The organism is Pseudoalteromonas sp. S1609, from assembly GCF_005887255.1.
Classification (GTDB): domain Bacteria; phylum Pseudomonadota; class Gammaproteobacteria; order Enterobacterales; family Alteromonadaceae; genus Pseudoalteromonas.
In genome coordinates, this window is sequence record NZ_PNDJ01000013.1 from 33,363 (window position 1) to 57,401 (window position 24,039).

The 24,039-nt window shown below is 40.6% G+C and carries 16 protein-coding genes; 12 read left to right on the forward strand and 4 right to left on the reverse strand.

Annotated features, from left to right (window positions below; genetic code table 11):
- Positions 1–9: 9 nt before the first annotated feature.
- The 4 genes from CWB76_RS04380 (at position 10) to arfA (ending at position 6,542) form a co-directional block, all read left to right on the forward strand.
- Positions 10–2,019: an EAL domain-containing response regulator gene (locus tag CWB76_RS04380; protein ID WP_138605726.1), complete on the forward strand. Its 2,010-nt coding sequence runs from the start codon at positions 10–12 to the stop codon at positions 2,017–2,019.
- Positions 2,016–3,173 (forward strand): HDOD domain-containing protein, encoded by a 1,158-nt coding sequence (locus tag CWB76_RS04385; RefSeq protein ID WP_138605728.1) that lies wholly within the window; start codon positions 2,016–2,018, stop codon positions 3,171–3,173. Before CWB76_RS04380 ends, CWB76_RS04385 begins: the two co-directional genes overlap by 4 nt.
- Positions 3,174–3,615: 442 nt before the next feature.
- Positions 3,616–6,144 carry a TonB-dependent receptor plug domain-containing protein gene (locus CWB76_RS04390; protein WP_138605730.1) on the forward strand — a complete coding sequence of 843 codons (2,529 nt, stop codon included), beginning with the start codon at positions 3,616–3,618 and terminating at the stop codon, positions 6,142–6,144.
- 197 nt (positions 6,145–6,341) lie between these two features.
- Positions 6,342–6,542, forward strand: a complete 201-nt coding sequence (gene arfA, locus CWB76_RS04395; protein ID WP_010389506.1) for an alternative ribosome rescue factor ArfA — start codon at positions 6,342–6,344, stop codon at positions 6,540–6,542.
- 322 nt (positions 6,543–6,864) lie between these two features.
- On the opposite strand, the gene CWB76_RS04400 is transcribed toward arfA, so the two are convergent.
- On the reverse strand, positions 6,865–7,848 hold the full coding sequence (locus CWB76_RS04400; RefSeq protein WP_138605732.1) for a helix-turn-helix domain-containing protein: 984 nt from the start codon (positions 7,846–7,848) through the stop codon (positions 6,865–6,867).
- Between the two features lie 221 nt (positions 7,849–8,069).
- Between CWB76_RS04400 and CWB76_RS04405 the strand changes: the two genes are divergently transcribed.
- Genes CWB76_RS04405 through eat form a run of 3 tightly spaced genes read left to right on the forward strand, consistent with a single transcriptional unit; the run spans position 8,070 to position 11,801 of the window.
- Positions 8,070–9,476, forward strand: coding sequence for an ethanolamine ammonia-lyase subunit EutB (locus CWB76_RS04405; protein ID WP_008114355.1), 1,407 nt, complete (start codon positions 8,070–8,072; stop codon positions 9,474–9,476).
- Positions 9,473–10,345 carry an ethanolamine ammonia-lyase subunit EutC gene (gene eutC / locus CWB76_RS04410; protein WP_138605734.1) on the forward strand — a complete coding sequence of 291 codons (873 nt, stop codon included), beginning with the start codon at positions 9,473–9,475 and terminating at the stop codon, positions 10,343–10,345. The genes CWB76_RS04405 and eutC overlap by 4 nt, the downstream gene beginning before the upstream one ends.
- A 43-nt stretch (positions 10,346–10,388) precedes the next feature.
- Complete coding sequence (gene eat / locus CWB76_RS04415; RefSeq protein WP_138605736.1) at positions 10,389–11,801, forward strand: ethanolamine permease; 1,413 nt, start codon at positions 10,389–10,391, stop codon at positions 11,799–11,801.
- A gap of 200 nt (positions 11,802–12,001) precedes the next feature.
- Here eat and CWB76_RS04420 read toward each other — a convergent pair whose 3' ends face one another.
- On the reverse strand, positions 12,002–13,018 hold the full coding sequence (locus CWB76_RS04420; protein WP_138605738.1) for a LacI family DNA-binding transcriptional regulator: 1,017 nt from the start codon (positions 13,016–13,018) through the stop codon (positions 12,002–12,004).
- Positions 13,019–13,593: 575 nt separating this feature from the next.
- Between CWB76_RS04420 and CWB76_RS04425 the strand changes: the two genes are divergently transcribed.
- The 5 genes from CWB76_RS04425 (at position 13,594) to nagP (ending at position 20,813) form a co-directional block, all read left to right on the forward strand.
- Positions 13,594–16,284, forward strand: a complete 2,691-nt coding sequence (locus CWB76_RS04425) for a beta-N-acetylhexosaminidase (RefSeq protein ID WP_138605740.1) — start codon at positions 13,594–13,596, stop codon at positions 16,282–16,284.
- Positions 16,285–16,447: 163 nt separating this feature from the next.
- Positions 16,448–17,359 (forward strand): N-acetylglucosamine kinase, encoded by a 912-nt coding sequence (gene nagK, locus CWB76_RS04430; protein WP_075170065.1) that lies wholly within the window; start codon positions 16,448–16,450, stop codon positions 17,357–17,359.
- Positions 17,359–18,357, forward strand: a complete 999-nt coding sequence (nagB-II, locus tag CWB76_RS04435) for a glucosamine-6-phosphate deaminase NagB-II (RefSeq protein ID WP_010389493.1) — start codon at positions 17,359–17,361, stop codon at positions 18,355–18,357. The genes nagK and nagB-II overlap by 1 nt, the downstream gene beginning before the upstream one ends.
- The gene (nagA, locus tag CWB76_RS04440) at positions 18,358–19,485 is read left to right on the forward strand and encodes an N-acetylglucosamine-6-phosphate deacetylase (protein ID WP_138605742.1); all 1,128 of its coding nucleotides are present in this window, start codon (positions 18,358–18,360) and stop codon (positions 19,483–19,485) included.
- Positions 19,486–19,517: 32 nt separating this feature from the next.
- On the forward strand, positions 19,518–20,813 hold the full coding sequence (gene nagP, locus CWB76_RS04445) for an N-acetylglucosamine MFS transporter NagP (RefSeq protein ID WP_138605744.1): 1,296 nt from the start codon (positions 19,518–19,520) through the stop codon (positions 20,811–20,813).
- A gap of 68 nt (positions 20,814–20,881) precedes the next feature.
- Here the strand turns inward: nagP and CWB76_RS04450 are convergent, their stop codons facing one another.
- Both CWB76_RS04450 and CWB76_RS04455 read right to left on the reverse strand, forming a co-directional pair.
- Positions 20,882–22,381 (reverse strand): phospholipase effector Tle1 domain-containing protein, encoded by a 1,500-nt coding sequence (locus tag CWB76_RS04450; RefSeq protein WP_138605746.1) that lies wholly within the window; start codon positions 22,379–22,381, stop codon positions 20,882–20,884.
- 163 nt (positions 22,382–22,544) lie between these two features.
- Positions 22,545–23,849, reverse strand: coding sequence for an NAD(P)/FAD-dependent oxidoreductase (locus tag CWB76_RS04455; protein ID WP_138605748.1), 1,305 nt, complete (start codon positions 23,847–23,849; stop codon positions 22,545–22,547).
- Positions 23,850–24,039: the final 190 nt, after the last annotated feature.

Genomic DNA, 24,039 nt, shown 5'->3' on the forward strand with positions numbered 1-24,039 from the left:
GTGTAGATAGTGGCTTTGCGAATTTTATTAGTAGACGATGAACTCAATGTATTGAAATCTTTAAAGCGAGTACTTGCTCGTTCTGGTTATGATGTGCTGACGGCATCCTCTGGTTTTGAGGCACTTGAAATATTAGCGGCTAATCAAATTGAGATAATCATTACTGATTTTAGAATGCCAGAAATGAACGGCGCTGATTTATTACGCCAAGTTAAAAGTCGCTGGCCTGATAGTGTAAACCTAGTACTGAGTGGGTATGCTGATTTCAAATCTGTGGTTGAGTTACTGAATCAGGGGTTAGTATTTCGTTTTTTAGAAAAGCCATGGGTCGATAGTGAGTTACTTGAGAACATCAGCGAAGCGAAAGTTAAATATGAACAGCGCCGAGCAAAAAGAGTAAGAGATCAATTATTAATGGGCAGTATGTCTGGCTTAATAGAAATAGACAATAACGGTATTATAAATCGTTTTAATGCACCTGCAGCTGAAATTATTCCAGATATTCATTTATATGAAAATAAACACCTCGCTTATTTAGATACAGCTCAAAACAAATCAGTAAGTCAGTCATTTGTTGATAAGAAAAGTAGTACACTTTTTATTAATTATGCACACGCCTCTGATCTAGCTAAAAACGAAGAAGTTATGATAGAGCGTTGTTTAAATGATGATTATTTTCAACTCTTAAAATTATCGAGCAACTCAAATAGCATGAGTAACATTTTTCAACTTACTAGAACACAGTCGGTGGTAACCAACGAGTCTGACTTTTACCATCATTTAACGCTGTGTGAAGCGAATAAAAAATGTTATGCCTTAGTTTATATAGGTATTGTTCAGTTTCAATTAATTAATGATTTGCTAGGTGCAGAAGATGGCAACCACCTTATAAAATTGGTTTTGAAAGTGTTAAAAAGCGTATCGGAGAAATCTGTTAAAGTTTTTCATAAGAGCGCCGATCGATTTGTATTATTTGTTCCGGAAATTAAATCTGATAGTGAAGTTTTAAGTGATTTAAATAAAGCGATTGAGCAGTTAAATAAAATTCTACCCAGAAAATATATTGACGCTCATGTGCAGCTATATGGTGTGTATGGTTTGTTTCCTGAGGATAATTTAGAAGGAAAAGAACTCGTAAATCAGATGCAGTTGACGTTGAATTATCAATTAGGTGAACAGCAGCGTATTTTTTCCCGGTTTGATCCTCAGCTAGTAGCCGACTATAAAAAGAATTTTGAGTTAAGCCGTTTATTACTAATCGCGGTAAATAAAGATGAACTGTCACTACGTTTTCAGCCAAAAGTTAACATTGAAACAGGACAAGTACACAGTGCTGAGGCGCTCATTCGCTGGTATGAGCCAAGTAAATATGGTTGGGTTCCTCCTGCTCATTTTATTCCGATTGCTGAATGTGATGGCCAGATAATACCAATAGGGCGTTGGGTTATTTCTCAAAGCTGTAAAACGCTAAAATATTGGGGTGATAACAATATAGGCGTAAACGTGCTGGCTATTAACTTATCTGCTAGGCAATTAAAAGATGATCCCGGTTTGATTGACTATGTGCTGGAATGTTTAAGCTGCAATGGTTTAGAGTCATCACAGTTGGTTTTTGAGTTAACAGAAACCTATTTGATAGAAGATTTTTCTGCTTGCGAACAACAATTAAAAAGGTTAAAAAAGTTAGGGGTTAAGCTATTGATTGATGATTTTGGCGTGGGTTATTCATCACTTGGTTACCTTTCTAAACTGCCAGTAGATGGGGTTAAACTGGATAAAGCGCTTATTACTGATATTGAATCGTCTTTAGCGATGCAAAGTATGATTCGTAATATTACGCGTATGTCTCATGATCTTGAGCTTGTAGTGATAGCTGAGGGGGTAGAAACTGCTTTTGAATGCGAAATAATTAAAAAATTAGGCTGTGACTACATACAAGGTTATTACTATTCGCAGCCTTTAGAATCAGATGATTTTTGTAATTATTTAAACCATGCAAACACTCAAGGTGCTAAATGAAAGCGATTAAAGTAATCATTTTAGATGACGATGCTTTTTTATTAAAAGTATTGCAAAGAACTATTCATCGAGCATTCCCAGAGGTTGATATCATAACGACTGCGGATATCGATGAGTTTTGGCAACTTTTAAGTACCACAAAAGACGTTGATTTAGTATTGAGTGATTATTTAATGCCGCAAATGAATGGGCTTGATATTTTAGAGCAATGCTCTTCAAAGAACCCCTATCCGGTTAGAGCATTACTTACCGGTGATATGAGGTTGAGTACTATGATACAACAACCTAATATTGTTCATGCTTATCTTGCTAAACCGTTTAATGAGGCAGACATAGCTGCACTTTTTAATAATGTGGCGGCGTTAAAGTCATTGCCTTTTGCTTATAATGTGCGTAGACAGTTAGGGGCTATGATCAGTTTTCCTGTTTATCCTCTTATTTTAAAAGAGCTCAGAGACTTAGTACAAAGCGATGAATTTGATTTACATGATATTGCCCATGTTGTTTCTCAAGAGCCAATAATAACGGCTAAATTGTTACAACTTGCAAACTCCGCTTATCTTGGTTTTGTAAGGCCAACATCGTCAATAGATGAGGCTGTTTCGAGGCTCGGTACCACGATATTAATGGCTATCACCACTTCTTTATTGGTTGCTAAAAACTTTGAATCGTCTATTCCTGTTGATGTGCATGAAAAGCAATTGAATATAGCGGCGAATTACGCTAGTTGTGTTAAGGATTTTGCAAAGCTGGCTGGTTTTAACTTGCATGATCAAGAATTGTTATTTTCAGTGGCGTTATTGAGTTTTGTCGGCAAGATCATTTTATTATCTCAAGCTCAAAGCGATGTGTCAGATGAGCATGCGCAAACCATCAGCGATGGATACGTAAGTGCCAATTTTATTTCTGCCTACGTTTTAAAGTTATGGGGATACGACACAAAAATATGTAACTTATTAATGAGTTGCCACGATTTAGCTGGTACTGATGATAATGAGTTAACTCTGTTTAATCACATGTTGTATATAGTTTGGCAAATTATTTTTGACGAGCAACCCCCCATGCAATTACGTGCATACTGTGACTCAAAAGGCGTAGACCCTTTACTTTGCCATGTTATTAGTGAATTTGATTGGCATAGTTATACATCTTAAATAGGCCCTATATAAAATAACGTATAATAAACGGGCTGTACTACACAACCACCTATTTATAATCTCTTCTGAGTTCCCTTTCTTATTTTTTATTATCTACTTTAGTCTAATAAAAACCGTATAAAACGTTATTGTAAGTACATTTTATGCTCAGTGCGGTATGAAAAACATACAACGTTGATGTTTTTAATAATTATAAAGAAAATCCTTATGGTTAACATTGTATTAACTTGTGTGGGTGAGATATTAAATTGCTAATTTGGGCGCATTTTGAGCTTTTAAAGGTGTTATTTTCCTGTTTTTAAAGTTATTTGCATTCTTATGCCAATTTTATCAAATTTTTTGTTTCTTTTTGTTTGTGTATGTTGCTAGGATGTTGGCAAGGGGATACATGCATATACCCTACACACATTATAAGAATACACAAAACAGGGTCATCATTATGTCAACATATCGTTTAAACACCTTGGCTGTAGCAGTTGCTTTTGCCTTTAGTGCGCCAAGTATGGTTAATGCACAAGAAGCGTCAGCTAAAGCTGAAAAAAATATCGAACAAATATCTGTTTTAGGATCGCGAGTTTCAAACCGAACTGCCACTGAGTCGTCATCACCTATTGATTTAATTGACGCAGATGATTTAAACAAAGGCGGCTTTACCGAGCTTGGGCAGAGCTTACAGGCAACGGCGCCGTCATTTAACTTCTCACGAACACAGGTTTCTGATGGTTCTGATTTATTTCGCCCTGCTACATTACGCGGCTTACAACCAGACCAAACGCTGGTTTTAGTCAACGGTAAACGCCGTCATAATCAATCTATTTTTGGTTTAACAAGTACTGTGGGCGGTGGCTCTGCCGGTACTGATATGAATGCGATTCCGCTTATTGCTTTAAAAGGAGTTGAAGTGTTACGTGATGGTGCGGCGGCTCAGTATGGCTCTGATGCAATTGCAGGGGTTATCAACTTATCACTTAATGATTCAACAGATTTAACCACCGGTTACGTACAATATGGCGAAACGGCAGAAGGTGATGGAGAAACAATTTCAGCCGGTTTAAACCGTGGTTTTGAATTAGGTAATGAGGGCGGTTTTATAAATTTATCGCTTGAGTACCGTGATGCAGATAAAACTAACCGCGCAGAGCGAGATACGGGTGGGTCACTTAATGTTGCACCAGGTACTTTATCTGACGAAGTGCGTTGGGGACAAGGTAATGCAGAGAGTGAATTCACTTCGGTATTTTACAATATGGCCCTGCCAATGGGTGAAGGAGAGCTTTACTCATTTGGTGGTTACTCTGAGCGCACGGCACTAGGCAACGGCTTTTACCGTAATTTTAATGAAGCGTCTAAAAACGTAACGCAAGTATACAGCGACGGCTTTTTACCGCAAATCGACAATGAAGCACAAGATATTTCGGTAGCTGTTGGTTTTAAAGGTGAAATTAACCCTGATTGGACCTACGATGTTTCTGCTGTTTACGGTGAAAACCAATACGATTTTACCTCACGAAATACTTTAAATGCGTCATACGCGGCGGAGTATTTATTTAATAATCCGGGTGCAAGCGATGCCGATGTAGCCGCGAATGCTGGCCCAACAGAGGGTTATTCGGGTGGATTTAGATTTGATCAAACAACGTTTAATGCAGATATAAACGGAATTATTGATATTGGTCGCAGTGAGCCTGTTTATGTTTCAATTGGCGCTGAATACCGTAAAGAAAACTATGAAATTGTACCAGGTGAGGTGGCATCATACGCATGTGGAGCAGCCAACACGGATACCTCATATCCATCGGTGAACGATTCGAGTCAATTTGCACAATGTGGCTTTCAAGCTTATAACGGCCTTCGTCCTGAAGCTTCAAACAAAAGCGATCGTGATAGTTACGCAGTATATGTAGATGCAGAAACCATGTTAAGCGATGCATGGAATGTGAGCGGTGCCCTTCGCTATGAAGATTTTTCGAATGCGGGTGACGACATCATAGGTAAAGTAGCAACACGTTATGAATTTAATGATGATTTTGCAGTACGTGGTGCGTTATCAACGGGCTTTAGAGCGCCATCATTACAGCAAAGTGGTTACACTGCGTTTACCACTAACTTAGGGTCTGACGGCACGTTAAGTCAGTCGTTTACTGCGACAACGGGCTCTGCATTTCCTGCAGCTTTAGGCGTTGATACTTTAAAGCTTGAAACATCAACTAACTACAGTGCCGGTTTTGTTTACGATGTGACCAGTGATTTATCATTAACGGTGGATTTTTACCGTGTAGAAATTGAAGACCGTATTACACTAGGCAGCTTGTTGTCGGCTGATGATGTGGCGTTTAGCCCTGAGGCAGTTGCCGCTCTTCAAGCAACGGGTGCAGTGCAAGCGAATTACTTTTCAAACTCAGTGAACTCAACCACTCAAGGTGTGGATATTATTGCGTCATACCGCACTGATTTATATGACGGTAATTTCTCAGCTACGTTTGCGGGTAACTTAAATGAAACCAAAATTGATAGTGTGAATGCAGCACCTGGTATTCCAAAAAGTGTAGCGCTTGATGACATTCAAAGTAGCTTTTTAACCGACGGACAACCGGGTGAGCGTGCGACGCTTACCTTTGATTATGAGCGTGATGCCTACAGCGCAATGATCCGCTTCAATTACTTTGGCGAAACCGATGTGAAGTACTTTGGTAATGACCATATTGAGCTTGCAACAGATGGCTCATTTAAAGCGACGAGTACCGTAGAAACGGCAGTACTCGTAGATTTAAACGTAAGCTATGAAATTAATGAGATGTTTTCGCTATCGGTTGGAGCAGACAACGTATTTGATGAAACACCGGATGAATTAGGTGATGATGAAGTACTAAATGCGATCTCAAATGGGGCATTTAAATACCCGCTACGTGCAGTACCATACGGTTTTGATGGCCGTAGTTACTATGCAAAACTAAGCTTTAGTTTTTAGTTTTTAGTTTTTAGTTTTTAATTTTTAGGTTAAGTTAAACCAGCAAAGGCGCCGTTTTAAACGGCGCTTTTTTTATGCTTAAAAAACATTGAAAAAGACATTAAAAATGGTTGCATGCTTGAAAATTAAGCATACAATCGCCATCAATATCAGTGTGGGATATGTATCCCTCTCATTTTACTAATAGGAAAAAACAAATGGCTAAAAAAGGCAAAGCAAAAGCGGTTAATAAATCCGCAGTAGACACCGGTCGAGGAGTGATAAAGCACAACGCATTGGCGGCACTGGTAACCTCTAAAGTATTTAAACCGCAAGTGGTTAAAGCTAAAAAAGGTAAAGGTTCGTTTAAACGTAACAACAAACATGCAGGACAAGAGTCCTATTTAATCGCGGCTTAATTAGCACCGATCAAATAGGGCTTTTGACTTACCGAAATAAGGCTGGCTTCGAGCGACGGGTTTCGAGTCACGAGCAGCGAACACAACCTAGCACCTTTAGCCTTCTCTTTCCGCGAAGCGTCTCATGACCTCTTTGTGAATTAATCACTTAAAACATGTTTGCACAAAGAGAAGTGAATGAGGAGTAAATGAGAAGGCAACGGGCTTCGAGTGACGAGTAGCGAGCTTGTGCAAACAGTCTAGCACCTAGTCATATCAGCCCTTAAATCTATTCTTTCAGCGCAGCGCCTCCCGCAGCTCGAAGCTCGAAGCCGTATCCTCGTTATCCATGTATTATCGATTTAGAATCTTTCAGGTAAGAAGCATGGTTGCTAACTGTTTGCGAAGGGTTCTCACCAAATAATTGTGTGTAGTCTTTGGTAAATTGCCCTGCATGCCAAAACCCCCAATTGGCAGCAACCACAGAAATGGGTTTATCTTGCTTTGCTAATTTTAGCTCTCTTCTAACATTATTTAATCGAGTTAAACGTAAAAACCGCAGTGGGTTTATCCCTAAAATACTCTCAAAACTATATTGTAAGGTACGCCTGCTCACAAAGGTGAGTTCGCATAATTGAGTAATTGTTACCGTGTTTTGTGGATGCGCTTTTATATAATCTTTAACTTTATCAACGACCGCTTTGCGGTGTTTATAACTGGGAGCGATGCGTTGACACGGAGTCTGTTCGTTTAGTAAATGTAATACCAACATATTAAGCATATCTTGCTGTAAATCGGCATTTAGGCCAAAAGCGTTGTTGCTAACCATACTGTTTATTATACCCCGGGCACTTTTTAGCATGGCGTTGCATGTTGTCAGTCGCTCAGTACCTGAAGACGTTATATTTTTTATGTGCATCCCTTGTATCTGAGCCATATGTTCTAACGATTGCATGTCTATTACTAAACCATAAATATTAAACTGCTCAGGTGTAATAAGCTCAAAGTTACTCTCACTAGTGCGACACATAAATTGATTACTTGCCACATTTAAGCCATTAATTTTGCTCTGCTGCGACTGCTTTGGGATCCCAAGCCAAATAGATCGTGGCGCTATTGCGCATTGTTGGTGAAGAGCACGCTCTGTGTATTCATCAAATGCATGAATATTAGAATAATCCACGCTTTCTATACACCCAAAAAATCGCCCATCACTGAGCTGATCATATTTTTGCTGCCACTGCGTTAGATTATGCGCTTGCTCATCTATATCTTGGGTATGCACCATGCTCTTTTGTGGTGCGCTAGCTAAATCTTGCTGCGTCATAATGGAGTTACTCTTTGCTTTTTTTATTTTTATTAAGATTAAGTTACCACCTGTAACTATAGTTAACTATATGAAATAAAGCTAAAAATGATGATTTGCCAAAATTCGATAGTGTCTTGGTATGAATTAAGCTCTCTTGAAACTAAACAAAATTGATTTATAGCTTATAGGTCAGCAAAACCTGTACCAAGGTTTGAACTAGTTGTTATGTGGAGTAGATCATGGGGCAAAGGTACCGATATACACTGGGCACGCAGGTGTATAATTTTAAAAATTTGGCGCAAGTAATGGCAAAAGCCACTCCTCATCGCTCAGGTGACAGGTTAGCGGGTGTTATTGCACAATCAGCGCAAGAGCGAGCGGTTGCCCAAATGACCTTAGCGGATATTCCGTTGAAGGCATTTTTAAATGAGGCACTGATTGCTTATGAAGACGATGAAATAACTCGCTTAATTATGGACGATCACGATGCTAATGCATTTATGGCGATTGCTCATTTAACCGTGGGAGATTTTCGTAATTGGTTGTTAAGTGACTTTGCAACTCCCTCGGTACTTGCAAGTGTAAGACAGGGGATCACTCCGGAAATGGCTGCGGCTGTTAGCAAAATAATGCGTAATCAGGATCTTATCCTTATTGCTAAAAAATGCCATGTAACCAGTGCATTTAGAAACACCATTGGTTTACCTGGGCATTTATCCACGCGTTTACAACCTAATCACCCAACAGATGATATTAACGGCATTGCCGCCTGTATTTTAGATGGGTTGCTGTACGGTAATGGTGATGCGGTGATAGGTATAAACCCCGCAACCGACAACGTGGCGCAGGCTATTAAATTGATGACATTGATGGATGAGGTGATTCAAAAATATGAAATTCCTACCCAAAGCTGTGTGCTTACCCATGTCACTAATACGATTGAATGCATAGAAGCGGGGGCGCCAGTTGATTTAGTGTTTCAGTCTATTGGTGGAACAGAAGCCACCAATTCGAGTTTTGGTTTTAGTTTAAATACTTTAGCTGAGGCACAAGATGCCGCGCTGAGTTTAAAGCGTGGCACGGTAGGCAATAATGTGATGTATTTTGAAACAGGGCAAGGCAGCTCACTTTCGGCTAATGCTCATCACGGGCTTGATCAGCAAACCTGCGAAACTCGCGCGTATGCCGTTGCACGAAAATTTAATCCACTATTAGTTAATACGGTGGTGGGATTTATAGGCCCGGAGTATTTATTTGATGGCAAAGAAATTACCCGCGCGGGGCTTGAGGATCATTTTTGTGCCAAATTACTGGGTATTCCGATGGGATGTGACGTTTGTTACACCAATCATGCCGAGGCTGACCAAAATGATATGGATAATTTACTTACGCTGCTTGGTGTAGCTGGGTGCTCGTTTGTGATGGGGATTCCGGGCTCCGATGACATTATGCTCAATTACCAAACTACCTCATTTCATGATGCGTTATACGTGCGCCGAGTTCTAGGCTCTCGTCCCGCGCCAGAATTTGAAAAGTGGCTTACTAACATGAACATTATGAAAAACAGTAGCGATGTTACTTTATCGCACAGTCTTCCCGCGGCATTTGCTAAGCCATTAGATGCACTGGCGGGAGGCCGTTCATGACTGCAGATTTTAAATCAAATGACCTTGCTAATACTGATCATAAAAATAATGGCAATGTGATACACAACCCATGGCGTGACTTACGCCAGTTTACTGATGCCCGCATAGGACTTGGTCGAGCGGGTATTAGTTTACCAACCTCTGAAATGCTGGCGTTTCAACTGTCGCATGCGCAAGCGCGCGATGCAGTCAATTTTCCACTTGATATCAATGGAATGAAAGCAAAGTTAGCGACTGTTAATGCAGCTAATGCGCGTGTATTGCATTTACATAGCCAAGCGGTTGATAGAGTTACTTATTTACAACGACCAGATTTAGGTCGAAAGCTAAATGAGCATAGTCGTCAATTATTACTTGATTTTGTTGCTGAGCAACAGCAAAGCACCCAAGAAAAGTATGACTTAGCCATTGTGGTCGTTGATGGTTTGTCATCGTTGGCGGTTCAAAAAAATGCAGCTCCTTTTATAACTGAATTACTTTCACAGTTGAGCGTTAATAAGCCTCTTACTCTTGCTCCAATCACCTTAGTTGAACAAGGGCGAGTAGCCATTGGTGATGATATTGGTGAGTTATTGAATGTCCAAATTGTGATGGTGCTCATTGGTGAACGCCCGGGGCTTAGCTCACCAGATAGCTTGGGGCTTTATTTAACCTGGGAGCCTAAAACAGGGCTTAACGATTCGCTGCGTAATTGTATATCTAATATTCGTCCTGCTGGTTTGACCTATATTGATGCGGCAAGTCGGGCAGCCTACTTATTAAATGAAGCTAAAACATTAAAACTAACAGGAGTGAACTTAAAAGATCGGACACAGGATGATGTGATTGAGCATCAACAATCGAGCCGTCATTTTTTAAATGCGGAATAACGGTAATTAACAATAAAAATGAAATATCGATAAAGAGGATGTTATGTCTACTAATAATTCAGAATACTTAGCAAAAAGGCAGCTCAAAGGTGGCACTGCAGGTTGGTTATTGCTGGCAGGGTTAGGGGTATCGTATGTGATTTCAGGTGACTTTGCTGGGTGGAACTTTGGTATTGCAGAAGCTGGCTGGGGCGGCTTCGCGATAGCGGCAGTGCTAATGGCGATTATGTATTTAACTTTGGTTTTATCGCTGGCTGAAATGTCGGCTGCTATTCCTGCTGCTGGAGGGGGTTATAGTTTTGCTCGTCAAGCAATGGGGCCAACGGGTGGTTATTTAACCGGTCTTGCGGTATTAATTGAATATGCGTTAGCACCGGCCGCCATTGTGATATTTATTGGCTCTGCAGTGGAGGCGTTAACGGGGTTCAATGGCCCATGGGTTTATGCACTATTTTATTTGGTGTTTGTAGGTATTCATTTAGCTGGAGTAGGTGAAGCGCTAAAAGTAATGATGGTAATAAGCGGTTTAGCGGTACTGGCTATTGTTGCAACGGCAGTGGTTTTAATTACAAATTTTGATGCTACCAATTTATTTGATGTTGCAGTAACAGATGCCGCAGGTGCGAATGAATTTTTACCTTTGGGTTGGTATGGGGTATGGGTAGCTTTACCTTTTGCTATGTGGTTATTTTTAGCGGTTGAAGGCGTGCCATTGGCGGCTGAAGAGGCAAAAGATCCGGCTAAAGATGTACCTAAAGGCATTATTGGCGCCATGGTATTTTTATTGTTTACCGCGTTATTAGTGGTTGTGTTAGTACCCGGCGCAGCAGGTGCAACAGCAATGGGCGCTAGCGCAGTTCCGCTGGTGGATGCGTTAAATGCGACGGGCAATAGCGATTTAGCAACCGTGGTTAATATACTGGGATTAGCGGGGCTGGTGGCTTCATTTTTCTCTATTATTTATGGCTATAGTCGATTGGTGTTCGCGTTATCGCGTGCGGGGTATTTACCGCGTTCGTTATCAATTACCACAGCGCGTAAAGTGCCAGCACGAGCGCTTATTGTTCCTGCTGTATTTGGTTTTTTAGCTTCACTAAGTGGTGAGGGCGATTTAATGTTAGCTATGGCGGTAGTGGGGGCAACGGTATCGTATGCGTTAATGGCGTTCAGTCATATAATGTTGCGCTTAAAACAACCTGATTTACCTCGACCTTATAAAACGCCTGGCGGCATTGTCACTTCAAGCATAGCATTGTGTTTATCCTTGATTGCTTTGACTGGTGTGTACGCCTTTGACCCCCGTGCTTTTTTATACACTATGGTGCTGTTTATAGTCGGTGCGGCGTATTACTTTGGCTTTAGCTCTAAACATTTAGTGGCCAAAAGTGCAGATGAGGAGTTTGCTATGCTCGCTGATGCTGAGGCCGGTTTAAATACAGCGATAAGTGAGGGGTAATTTTCATTTACTAAAATAACTCATGTGGCTTTAACCTTCGAAGAGTTTGTAATGGCGCGATAAGTTTTAACTTACCGCGCTTTTTATTGTAAATAAACTCAGTAATACAGAAGGTATATTCAAAAAGTAGGCCGTTTTTAATTCACTTCTGCGCTGACCCTTTGTTACAGCGCAGAAGTGAATTATATGGTTAACCTAAGCTAAAGAGGACGTGCGGTAGAGTCTCTAACGACGAGCTCAGGAGTGTATAGTTTTATAATATCGCGGTCATTGCCATTACGAATTTGGGCTATTAATAAGCTAGCCGCATCTTCAGCAATTTTATTATTTGGCTGATGAGCCGTGGTGAGTTTTGGCCATGTTTGACGCGAGAATGGGCTATCCTCAAACCCTGTTATAGAAAGCTCGCTGGGTATATCAATGTTCATTAATCTGGCTGCAAATAACGCACCGGCGGCTATTTCATCATTACATGAGACGATAGCGGTTGGCCTATTTGTTTGGCTAATGAGTGTTTTAGCGCCCTCAACCCCCGACTCAAATGAATATTCGCCATCAATAATTAAGCTTGGATCTATAGGAATGTCGTATTGGGTTAGCGCCGCTTTGTAACCTTCCAAGCGCTCTTTGGTCGAGTTATGCTCGCTGCCACCGGCTAAAAAGCCAATGCGCGTGTGGCCGTTATTAATTAGATGCTCAGTAATTGACTTTGAGGCGAGATTATCGTCAATCATAATACAGGGTGTTAATGAATCAGGCGCGTTGTGCCCTGATAAAATACGCACAACTTTTAGGTCTAGTTGAGTTAGCTTTTCAACAAACTCAGGCATTTCAGAAAAGGGCGGGGTGAGTAAGATTCCCGCGATACGAGTGCGTTTGATCATATTAGTAATTTCATCAAAAATATGCGCTTCTTTGGCATCACATGGGTGAATAAGTAGTTCAAACCCCTGCTTTTTGCACGCATCTAAAATACCATTTTGCATGTCGATAATGTAGTACGCATTAGGATTGTCGTAAATGTAAGCTATGCTGTAAGCTTTTGTTCCTGCAAGACTTCTTGCTGCTAAGTTTGGCTGGAAGTTCAACTTTTCGACCGACGCCATGACTTTTTCACGGGTGTTGTCACGGACCGAGGTTTCGTTATTTATTACTCTTGATACCGTTTTTATTGATACTCCGGCATCTTTTGCCACGTCGTTTATTGTTGTTCTCATCGGCTTAATAGACCTTTACATATCATTTTGGGTACTATACTAATTTATCTTTATCGGTTAACGACTACAGCAAAAGCGGTTAACAGTACTCGGTTTTTATTATTTGACGACTAAATTATAAAGACATCATTGAATTTTAACAGTTAATTTATACGCCTTTCTTGAGAGAATGGTAGATAAAGTTTCAGGTAATGATTTAGTAATATTTAAATCTCATTTAAATACAGTGATTTAAAATAAAAAAAGACGTATGCATGTAAATTTTTTGTATCTTTTTTGCCCCCTATGTAGCTATAAAAGAAAAAAAAGGATACATTAACAGTCAAATGACAGCGTTGTCATAAATTAAAGCGCGATGTTAATTATTATTTAGAACCTACGTAGTGGATTGTTTGGCTAAGGTAGCAATTACTAGATATGAATAGTGATTAATTTAAAGCATAAAATATTTTTTAGCTGATGGTACATTATAAACTAACCGCACTAAGAATAAATGTATTGAAAAATCGGCTTAATTTTTAGCATTTGAAAGAGATGCTTGAGTGACTAAGTTAATAATAAAGGGAGAGTAGCGAATGAAGATTCAATCATTACTGACAGCATGCTGCTTAGCACTAGGTTTAAGTGCATGTCAGGGCAATGTTGAAGGACAAAATACGGCATCGGTTCAGCTAAGCCCTGCAAACGATAGTGCGGTGGAGTTACTTGCTAACACATTACAAATAAAATATCAGCAAGTTGATAACCGCCCATCAGCACAGTGCGATCCAGATATTGAAAACGGTCACTGTTTTAAAGCGAATTTACATTTAACTGCCAACTCGGCAATTAACGTTGACCAATGGAAAATTTACTTTAGTCAAATTACGCCTATACAAAAGTCGATTAGCGATGAATTTACTATTAAACACGTTAATGGCGATATTCATGTCATTGAGCTTAAAGGTGGGTTTACTGGCTTTAAAGCCGGTGAGACTAAAACGATTACTTTTTATGCGCATTTTTGGTCATTATCGCAAAGCGACGCTATTCCTAACTATATCGTGGTGAATAACAATGACACCGCTAAAGTGATTGAAAGTACAAAGCCTAAAATTGACCCAGAGACGGGCTTAGAGCTATTACCTCATGTAGAACCTTATACCGATTACACTCGTCAGTTTAAACGTACTGCGGGCGACAAAACACAGTGGCTTACTGCTGAGCGCTTGTTTGAGCGTAATGAAAAGTATGACTTTTCAGCTTATTTAACCTCGCAAAATCAAGTGAGTAATGTCATTGCTCAGCAAATTATACCCACCCCACGCGTTAGCGAGTTTAGTCAAACTCAAACGCTTGATATTAGCCAAGGGCTTAATATTAATTATGCAGAAGTTAATAAATCAAGTGTATTGGCTGCAATCGAGCGGCTGGAACTACTAGGTATTAATTTAAACGATGATGCAGCGGCAATTAAGGTCACACTCAATTCCACTGTTAAAAAAGATCAGCTTAATGGTAGTTATAAATTAGCAATTAAAGCCGATGAGGTTGTAATCGATGCAGTTGACGAAACGGGTGTTTTTTATGCTCTGCAAAGTTTAGCGAGCTTATATCAGGTTAACAGTAATATATTACCTGTGGGAGAAGTTATTGACGCACCACATTATCAGTTTAGAGGTGTGTTGGTTGATGTAGCGCGAAACTTTCGTGATAAAGGCTTTATTTTAAAGTTACTTGATCAAATGGCTGCTTATAAACTTAACAAGTTACATTTACACTTAGGTGATGATGAAGGCTGGCGTTTAGAAATTCCATCACTGCCTGAACTTACAGATATAGGTGCAAAGCGTTGTTTTGATCAAAGTGAGCAGCAATGTTTAATGCCACAACTAGGCGCAGGGCTTGATACTTCAAGTGCGGCAAACGGCTATTATTCGTTAGCAGACTACCAAGAAATACTTAAAGCGGCGAGCGCGCGCCACATTCAAGTGATCCCATCGCTTGATATGCCAGGACATTCTCGCGCTGCGATTAAATCCATGCAAGCGCGTTATAATAAATATATTCAACAAGGCGATAAACAAAAAGCCGAACAGTTTTTACTTTATGACCCGCTTGATACAACGCTCTATTCGTCGGTACAGCACTACAACGACAATACCATTAATGTGTGTTTAGACTCATCCTATGCGTTTATCCGTGAAGTAATGGAACAAGTAAAAAGTATTCATAGTGAGGCACAGCATCCGCTAACTCGTTATCACATAGGTGCCGATGAAACCGCCGGGGCATGGGTCGATTCACCTGCTTGTGCTGATTTTATTAAACAAAATAAGTTCGAAATTACCGAAGCAGGTCAGCTGGGCAGTTATTTTATTGAACGTATCGCTAATATGTTGGCTGATATGAATATTGAAACCGCAGCATGGAGCGATGGCTTATCGCATACTAACCCAGAGAATATGCCAGAGGTTGTGCAAGGTAATATTTGGGATTTATTAATGTGGAATGGCCATCAGCGTGCACATGAATTTGCCAATAGAAATTGGCAAGCAGTGCTTTCGTCGCCAGATGTGCTGTATTTTGACTTTCCGTATGAGGCAGACCCACAAGAGCATGGTTATTACTGGGCTTCAAGACACATAAATACTGAGAAAATATTTCAGTTTATGCCAGATAATTTGCCTATTCATGCTGAATTTTGGCTTGATAGAGAAGATAAGCCTTATGTAGCTGATGACACATTACAGCATGATGAGCAAGGCAAGGTCGTATCCGCGCCTTTAGCTAAAGATAAACGTTTTGTGGGTATTCAGGGTCAATTATGGAGCGAAAATACGCGTACCAATAATATGGCTGAATATAAGCTATTCCCACGATTATTATCGCTGGCACAGCGCGCTTGGCATAAAGCGGATTGGGCGGTACCGTATGATCACAATGGCTTTGTTTACAGCCAACAAACAAATCGCTTTAGCCCTGAATTAAAGCAGCAGCGCGATCAGCAATGGCAAACTTTTGCTGCTACCATGGGGCTTAAAGAATTTGCCAAGTTAGAACGTGCTGATGTGCATTATCGTCTTGCAAATGCAGGTGCTAAAATTGAGAATAGCATGTTGTACGCTAATATTGCTTACCCTGGTTTAGTGATTGAATACAAACAAGGTGATGAGCAATGGCAAACCTACACACAACCTGTCAAAGTAACACAAGATGTATGGGTTCGATCTAAGACTCCATCAGCTAGTCGTGTAAGCAGAAAGCTTAAAGTAACGCACCGTTAAGGTGCGTTTTTCCGTTAAATTATTGACGATTGAAGAAGTTATTTATTTGTAAATAAAAGTAATGACAACGCTGTCATTTGTGCTAGTATAAGATTCATACAGTATGACAGTCCGGCTTTATTTTAGTGTTTTGCAAAACGGTCGAACAACTTAAGAGGCAAAAATGATCACCAACAATATTAAAAACAATCAACTCTTTGTGGGGATCGATGGCGGCGGCACTAAATGTAAAGCAATTATCGTCAATAGCTGTAATAACATAGTCGGCACCGGTGTGGCAGGCCCAGGTAACCCGTTACATGGTTTTAATCAAGCAACTCATTCTATTGAGCAATCAGCGCGTTTAGCATTACAAGATGCAGGGCTTAAAGATATGCCTTTATCTGAGCTTATTGCAGGGGTTGGCCTAGCTGGGGTTAACTTACCAAGTTTGCATAATCAAATGACACAATGGCAACACCCATTTAAAGCCATGCACTTAACTACTGATTTACTTATTGCTTGTATGGGCGCTCATCAGGGCGAGGATGGCGCAGTGATGATTGCTGGCACTGGTTCGTGTGGATTTTCATACGTTAATGGCCAATCGTTTATGATTGGTGGTCATGGCTTTCCACATGGTGACAAAGGCAGTGGTGCATGGATTGGCTTTACTGCTTGTCAGTATGTGCTGCTTAGCCTAGATAAATTAATCCCAAGTGGTGCGCTTACTAACTTGTTAATGAAGTATTTAGAAGTCAGCGATGCAATGCAACTTGTTGAAGTGATTGCCAATAAGCCTGCAGCCTTTTTTGCGCAACTTGCAGGATGTGTTTTTCAATCAGCACAGGCGAACGATGCCACAGCAATTGCCATTTTAAAAGAAGGTGGCGCTTATTTAAGCGACATTGCACGACAATTATTAGATAAAAACCCACCAAGGCTTTCGTTTATTGGTGGCTTATCAACCGTGATGACAACATGGTTAGACCCAGACATACAAGCTATTTTATCAGCCCCATTATCGTCACCAGAAATGGGGTCTGTACTTTACGCTAAACAACAGCACGTTAATTACAGCAGCCAGGAGTTATGATGTTTAACACACTAATGGAAAAAGAAGCGGCGCAAACGCCAAATGTTATTGAAAAGCAAATTATTGCCAACCAACCTTTAGTGGAAAAAATTGGTCATAAGCTTCGCGATATGGCCCCTAAGGTGGTTATGATGATTGGTCGCGGTTCATCAGATCATGCTGGTGTTTTTGGTAAGTATTTAATTGAAATTGAAGCGGGTGTACCGGTCAGTTCAGCAGCGCCATCAGTGGCGAGTGTATATGGTAAAACATTAAAGCTTGAAGGCGCTGTTGTGATTGTAATTTCTCAATCAGGACGCAGCCCAGACATTCTTGCCCAGGCAAAAATGGCGAAAGAGGCGGGCGCTTATTGTATTGCGCTGGTTAACGATGAAGCGTCACCTCTACAAGACATAGTCGATGATTTTGTTCCTCTTAAAGCCGGCGACGAAATTTCGGTGGCGGCAACAAAAAGCTATTTGGCAACGTTATCAGCCTTAGTACATATTGTTGCTAATTGGACTCAAAATGAGTCATTATTACAAGGGCTTGACGAGTTACCTAGCGCGCTGAATGCCATTATAGATTCGCCAACTCAGCTGCAACCTACTGAGTTTGCAAATATTAAGAATATGGTGGTATTGGCACGTGGTTTAGGATTTTCTATCTCAAAAGAAATGGCACTTAAGCTTAAAGAGGTGTGTGCTATTCATGCTGAATCATTTAGTAGTGCGGAGTTTTTACATGGTCCGGTGACCTTAGTTGAGCAAGGGTTAGTGATTTTAGATTGTTCGGTTGATGATGAAACCAAAGAGTCACATCAGCAGCAAATTGCTGAGGTCAAAAAACGCGGTGCACAAGTGATTAGCCTTAACCAACAAGGTATTAAAGTACATCCGCGATTGGCGCCATTTTTAGTATTACAGCGTTTTTATCTTGATGTGGCAAAAGTGGCATTAAGCCGTGGTTTTAATCCTGATGAGCCAAAGGGGCTTAAAAAAGTAACAAGGACATTATAAATGTCAGTTAAACGAATTCATGTAGCCCAGTTTTTTGATGGCGAGCACTTTGTTAACGACAAAGTGCTAAGCATTGATGCGGGTATTATTACGGCAATAGATGATAACGTACAGCAGACAGACGAGCACCTAACGGGTTTAGTCGCACCTGGCTTTATTGACTTACAAGTTAATGGCGGTGGCGGTGAGTTGTTTAACCGTACTAGCAGTGTTGCAGGGGTTAAAAAAATACTGCTAGCACATGCCAAATACGGTACAACTGCTATGCTGCCAACGTTAATTACCGACACCGTAGAAGTAATGCGCCAAGCAGCCGATGTAATTGCTAAGGCGATAGCCCAAAAAACGCCAGGTATTATTGGTATTCACTTTGAAGGGCCGCACTTATCAGTGGCAAAAAAGGGGGCTCACAGCGCTGATTTTATTCGTCCTATTTCTGAACAAGAGTGGCAGGTGTTATCTCGTCAAGATTTAGGTAAAGTTGTAGTCACCTTAGCGCCTGAAAATGTACTACCAAGCGATATTACCAAAATGCGCGATTTAGGGATTCAGGTTTGTTTAGGTCATACCAATGCAAGCTTTGAACAGGCTCAACAGGGCGTTGATGCTGGGGCAACCGGATTTACGCATTTGTATAATGCTATGTCACCACTACAAGGGCGTGAGCCGGGTGTGGTTGGCTGTGCATTATTAAATGATGATACTTATTGTGGCTTAATTGTTGATGGCCATCATGTTGATTACGCAGCATGCCAACTGGCATTAAAAGCAAAACCAATAGGGCACGTGTTTTTAGTTACTGATGCGATGCCACCAGTGGGAACAGATGACACTCAGTTTGCTTTTTTTGACCGAACTGTCACCTTAGAGAATGGTAAACTCACCTCTACAACAGGCGAGTTGGCCGGCTCTGCGCTTGATATGGCAACCGCAGTTAGAAACACTGTAACTCATTTAAAACAGCCATTAGCGCAAGCGCTTAAAATGGCGAGCTTATATCCTGCTCAGTATTTAAAGTTGCCTGCCACACACGGGCGATTAATATTGGGTAGTCCAGCAGATTTTGTACAATTAAACACACAACAACAAGTCATTAGCACGTGGATTGGCGGCGCTCGGGTTTGTTAACAACATAATAAATATAAATAAAGGAAAATAACATGACAACCAATGTTATGGATACATCCAAAAATAGTAGCGTGGTCCCAATGGCCATTGTTGCGGTATTATTTTTTATACTGGGCTTTGCTACTTGGCTTAATGGCTCGTTAATGCCTTACTTAAGTCAAATTTTACAGTTAACCCCATTTCAAGGGTCGTTAATTTTATTTTCCTTTTATATTGCGGTCACATTTACAGCGCTGCCCTCGGCAGTACTGATCAAAAAGGTCGGCTACAAAAACGGTATGGCATTGGGGATGGGCTGTATGATGTTAGCAGGCTTAATGTTTATTCCTGCTGCTATGTCGCAGTTTTTTCCTTTGTTTTTACTAGCGCAGTTGGTAATGGGCGCAGGGCAAACCTTATTACAAACCGCGGTTAATCCGTATGTAATACGTTTAGGGCCAGAAGAATCGGCTGCTGTACGTATTAGTATTATGGGGATTTTAAATAAAGGCGCAGGAGTTATCTCACCGATGGTTTTTACCGCCTTAATTTTAAGTAACTTTACCGGTACCGTGGGCACAGATCTAAGCCAACAGCAAGTTGATGATATGGCAAATGGTCTTATTTTACCTTACTTAGGCATGGCCTTATTTATTGGTGTATTAGCTTTTGCGGTTAAAAAGTCTCCGCTGCCTGAGCTTATCAATGATGAAGTAGAAGCAATAAACGACAAAGGTGAAATTCGTGAAACACTCTCTCATCCAAACTTGGTGTTAGGTGCAATTGCTATCTTTTTGTATGTTGCGGTAGAGGTTATTGCTGGCGATACCATAGGTACTTTTGCACTATCGCTGGGTATTGAAAACTATGGGGTAATGACTTCATACACTATGATGTTTATGGTGTTTGGTTATATTTTAGGTATTTTACTTATCCCTAAATTTATCTCTCAACAAGCGGCCTTAACAGCATCGGCTGTATTGGGTATTGTGATCACCCTGTGCATTTTGTTTATTGATGCGCAGTCTTTTGTTATTGCCAATGCCATACTGGTGCCTTTAGGAGGCGCTAATTTACCAGACGCTTTACTACTAATTGCCTTTTTAGGCTTAGCAAACGCCATTGTTTGGCCAGCGGTTTTCCCACTAGCGTTATCAGGGTTAGGTAAACTAACCAGCACAGGCTCAGCACTGTTAGTAATGGGTATTGCAGGTGGTGCATTTGGTCCGGTGTTATGGGGTTTACTAAGTGGTTTTACCTCGCTACAAACAGGTTACTCAGTATTGTTACCTTGTTACTTATTTATATTATTTTATGCCGTGAAAGGGCATAAAATGAAAAAGCAATAACATCCACCAGCTATCCCTAGCTCAGTGCACTTTGCAGTATAAAGTGCACTGATTATTAGGGCACTTTATCAGCTTAAGCATGTTACCTTGAGCTTTATTCTGCCAGCATTCGCCCCATAAAAACGACTTAAATCATTAGCAAATGGACAAAATTCTCCTGATTTTTTAATGGTTATATCAACGCCTTCGGCAATTTCAAATGCATGGTCATCGCTTTGGCCAATTGTTCCTATTAAGCTAAACCACTGCGCAGTGGCTAAACGCCTAAATGGCTCAAGTAATGCCATAGGGATTTCTTTAACGCCGAGTTGCACATTATCGCGATGCCAGCCAGAGGGAGGGCACTTTACACCATCGTCATACCAAAATTGGTTAGGGTAAGGAGTAAAGCGATAGGTTGCACCTTGGGCAAGCATTAAGCCGGTAGCGTTGTAAGCTTCACTGGCGTACACCATCACATCTTGGCTTTGATTAACACTCAGTAAGCTCATATTTTGATTGGCGAGCATTATATGACTACTAAGCCCCATAAAGTTTAGTGTACTGTCATCGCTGTAAATCATTTTATAATGTATATTTTTTAACGATTCAGGTCGGTAGCTGGTTAACTTATTAATTCGCTGGGCAACACTGTGATGTATTAATGGAGCATTGTGGCTAATTTCATCGTTAACTAATACACAGCACTGCCTATCAACCAGCTTAAAAAACGGGTTTAACCAAAAGTAATTTTGTTGATGACTTAGCGCCAGTGGATCGGGAATAACTGTCACATCATCTTGGGCAACTAAGTTACTCTCAGGTAAAAGGTTTTCATAGTCTATGTCATGGCTGGTTAATAACGAGACCGATAGCGGTTGAGCAATGAGCCACTCAAGCGCATAACGCAAGCAGATATCGGCAAGTCCATCGCGATAGTAGCCGCCCCCTACATCGGAATGGGCTCCTGCAAACCACAGCTCGGTAATGTTAGCTTGTTGATTCATTAATGTGGGCTCAAAGGCCCGTCGTTTTTCATCGAGCGCGACACAATGTAGTGCTCCAGCTACATTATTGGCAATAGTATGATTTTCAAAAACCACATGCTCTGCGCCACGGGCAGCTTTACTTATCTTTGATAGGCCTATTGAGGCCACAGTGTCAAACACACACAAATATACTTGCTCATTTATTAATGGCTCTAGGCATTTAGCAAAACGCCGTGCTAATGCAGCGCCTCTGCTAAAACCGGTAAGTAGAACAGTATCGCCACTTTGATAATGTTGCTTAAAATCTGTAATAGCCTGAGTCAAAATACTAGCTACGTCTTCAGAGCGTGGGGCAAGTGTTTGATTTAAAATTCGTTTTAAACGACTGCCTTTGGTGCCTATGCCTTGGTAATAAAAACTTAATTGCTGTGAAAATGGGGTAGTGGGGGAATCATCAAGTTTACCGCCGAGCAATAAATGCAGTTTTAAAATATTAGAAATACTGGCGTCTTCTTTAAAATGCTCTGTACTAAACTGGTCTGCGTCGCGGGGTTCACTGCCGGTACCATCAAAATTAAAAATAAGCGTTTTAAAGGTCATTACTAAATTCCGTGAATGGTTTATGTAAATTTATATGTGAATTATGAAAAATTAAAGACGGCGGTAATAAATATTTGTTTAATTGTATTTATTACCGCGACTGATGTAACTATTTAACCTGAAATCTGCTTGAGATGGATTTATTATCCGGGTTTCAGGTTATTTAGTGCAATTTCATTTTTGGGCGAACAACACGCAGTACTTTTTCGCTGATCCACAAAGCAAAGGTTTTGGCACTGCCGTGGATAGCGCGCTGATGCATTCTATATAGTGAGATATACATAAAGCGGGCAATTTTACCTTCAATAAAAAAGCTACTACTGGTTAGGTTACCCATTAAGCTGCCCACCGTGCTGTATCGCGATAAATTTACCAGTGAGCCATGGTCATTATATTCAAACTTTTTCAGGGGCTGCTCACGTAGTGTAGCAATTAGATTTTTTTCAACGCATTGTGCCATTTGATGAGCCGATTGTGCGCGTGGCGGCACTTGAGTCCCATCGTCTTGAGTAAACGCGCAGCAATCACCGAGTACATAGATTTGAGGGTCTTGGCTACTTTGTAAGTAATCATTCACTTTTATTTGATTGCTACGTGTCAGCTCAAATATGTCTAGCCCTTTAATGAAATCGGGTGCTTTTACTCCTGCTGCCCACACCATAATATCCGCATTTATTTGCTCGTCATTATTAGTGATAAAGCCATGCTCGGTTGCTTGTTTAACTTGGGTGTTTTCTCGTACGGTAACCCCTAATCTTAATAATTCACGTTTGGCTGAGCTGGCAATTCGCTCAGACAGCGCCGGTAAAATTCTGGGACCCGCTTCAATCAAATGTATGTGCAAGCGTTTCGCCGACATATTGGTTAAACCGTATATTTTGAGTAAATCAGAAACATGATACAACTCAGCTGAGAGTTCAACGCCAGTTGCCCCACCGCCAACAATAGCAATGTTTAATGAATGCAATGGGTCGTCGTCTTGATGAAGGCGAGTAAAGTTATCTAGTAAGGCGTGTTGAAAACGCTCGGCTTGTTGGTTTGAATCAAGGTAAAAGCAATGGTCTTTAATACCCGGGGTGTTGAAGTCGTTACTGACACTGCCAATGGCAATAACTAAATGATCATAGTGTACGGTTCGTTTAGGTAGTATTTGATGCCCTAACTCGTCATATAGAGGGCTTAAGGTAATGGTTTTATTATTGTTATCGAGGTTACAAAAGGTACCAAGTTGGAAGTTATAGTGGTGCTTGGCCGCATGCGCTGAGTATACAACGCCATCTAAATCGGCATCAATAGAGCCGGTTGCTACTTCATGCAATAACGGTTTCCATATATGAGTGCGGTTTTTATCAATGAGTAATATATTTGCGTGTTGTTTCTTTCCTAATTTGTGCCCTAATTGAGTTGCTAGCTCAAGCCCACCAGCGCCACCGCCTATGATGACAATTTTTGATATGGTTTTGTCCATGACTATGCCCTTAAAAATAATATACCGAAGCAATTTCTGTACGTTGATTTTTAAAATGACTTGGGTATCAAAAAATTATTTTGGCAAAGCATGCTTTTATAGGGCTATAGTGTGCGCCTAATTGAAGGATATGTCAGCAATAAATCCAACGATATGCTGTATACTGATATGCAAATATTTCATCTACTGC

Coding starts and splice junctions, on each gene's coding strand:
- CWB76_RS04385 (WP_138605728.1), top strand. CDS start 2,016: ATGAAAGCGATTAAAGTAATCATTTTAGATGACGATGCTTTTTTATTA.
- CWB76_RS04390 (WP_138605730.1), top strand. CDS start 3,616: ATGTCAACATATCGTTTAAACACCTTGGCTGTAGCAGTTGCTTTTGCC.
- arfA (WP_010389506.1), top strand. CDS start 6,342: ATGGCTAAAAAAGGCAAAGCAAAAGCGGTTAATAAATCCGCAGTAGAC.
- CWB76_RS04400 (WP_138605732.1), bottom strand. CDS start 7,848: ATGACGCAGCAAGATTTAGCTAGCGCACCACAAAAGAGCATGGTGCAT.
- CWB76_RS04405 (WP_008114355.1), top strand. CDS start 8,070: ATGGGGCAAAGGTACCGATATACACTGGGCACGCAGGTGTATAATTTT.
- eutC (WP_138605734.1), top strand. CDS start 9,473: ATGACTGCAGATTTTAAATCAAATGACCTTGCTAATACTGATCATAAA.
- eat (WP_138605736.1), top strand. CDS start 10,389: ATGTCTACTAATAATTCAGAATACTTAGCAAAAAGGCAGCTCAAAGGT.
- CWB76_RS04420 (WP_138605738.1), bottom strand. CDS start 13,018: ATGAGAACAACAATAAACGACGTGGCAAAAGATGCCGGAGTATCAATA.
- CWB76_RS04425 (WP_138605740.1), top strand. CDS start 13,594: ATGAAGATTCAATCATTACTGACAGCATGCTGCTTAGCACTAGGTTTA.
- nagK (WP_075170065.1), top strand. CDS start 16,448: ATGATCACCAACAATATTAAAAACAATCAACTCTTTGTGGGGATCGAT.
- nagB-II (WP_010389493.1), top strand. CDS start 17,359: ATGTTTAACACACTAATGGAAAAAGAAGCGGCGCAAACGCCAAATGTT.
- nagA (WP_138605742.1), top strand. CDS start 18,358: ATGTCAGTTAAACGAATTCATGTAGCCCAGTTTTTTGATGGCGAGCAC.
- nagP (WP_138605744.1), top strand. CDS start 19,518: ATGACAACCAATGTTATGGATACATCCAAAAATAGTAGCGTGGTCCCA.
- CWB76_RS04450 (WP_138605746.1), bottom strand. CDS start 22,381: ATGACCTTTAAAACGCTTATTTTTAATTTTGATGGTACCGGCAGTGAA.
- CWB76_RS04455 (WP_138605748.1), bottom strand. CDS start 23,849: ATGGACAAAACCATATCAAAAATTGTCATCATAGGCGGTGGCGCTGGT.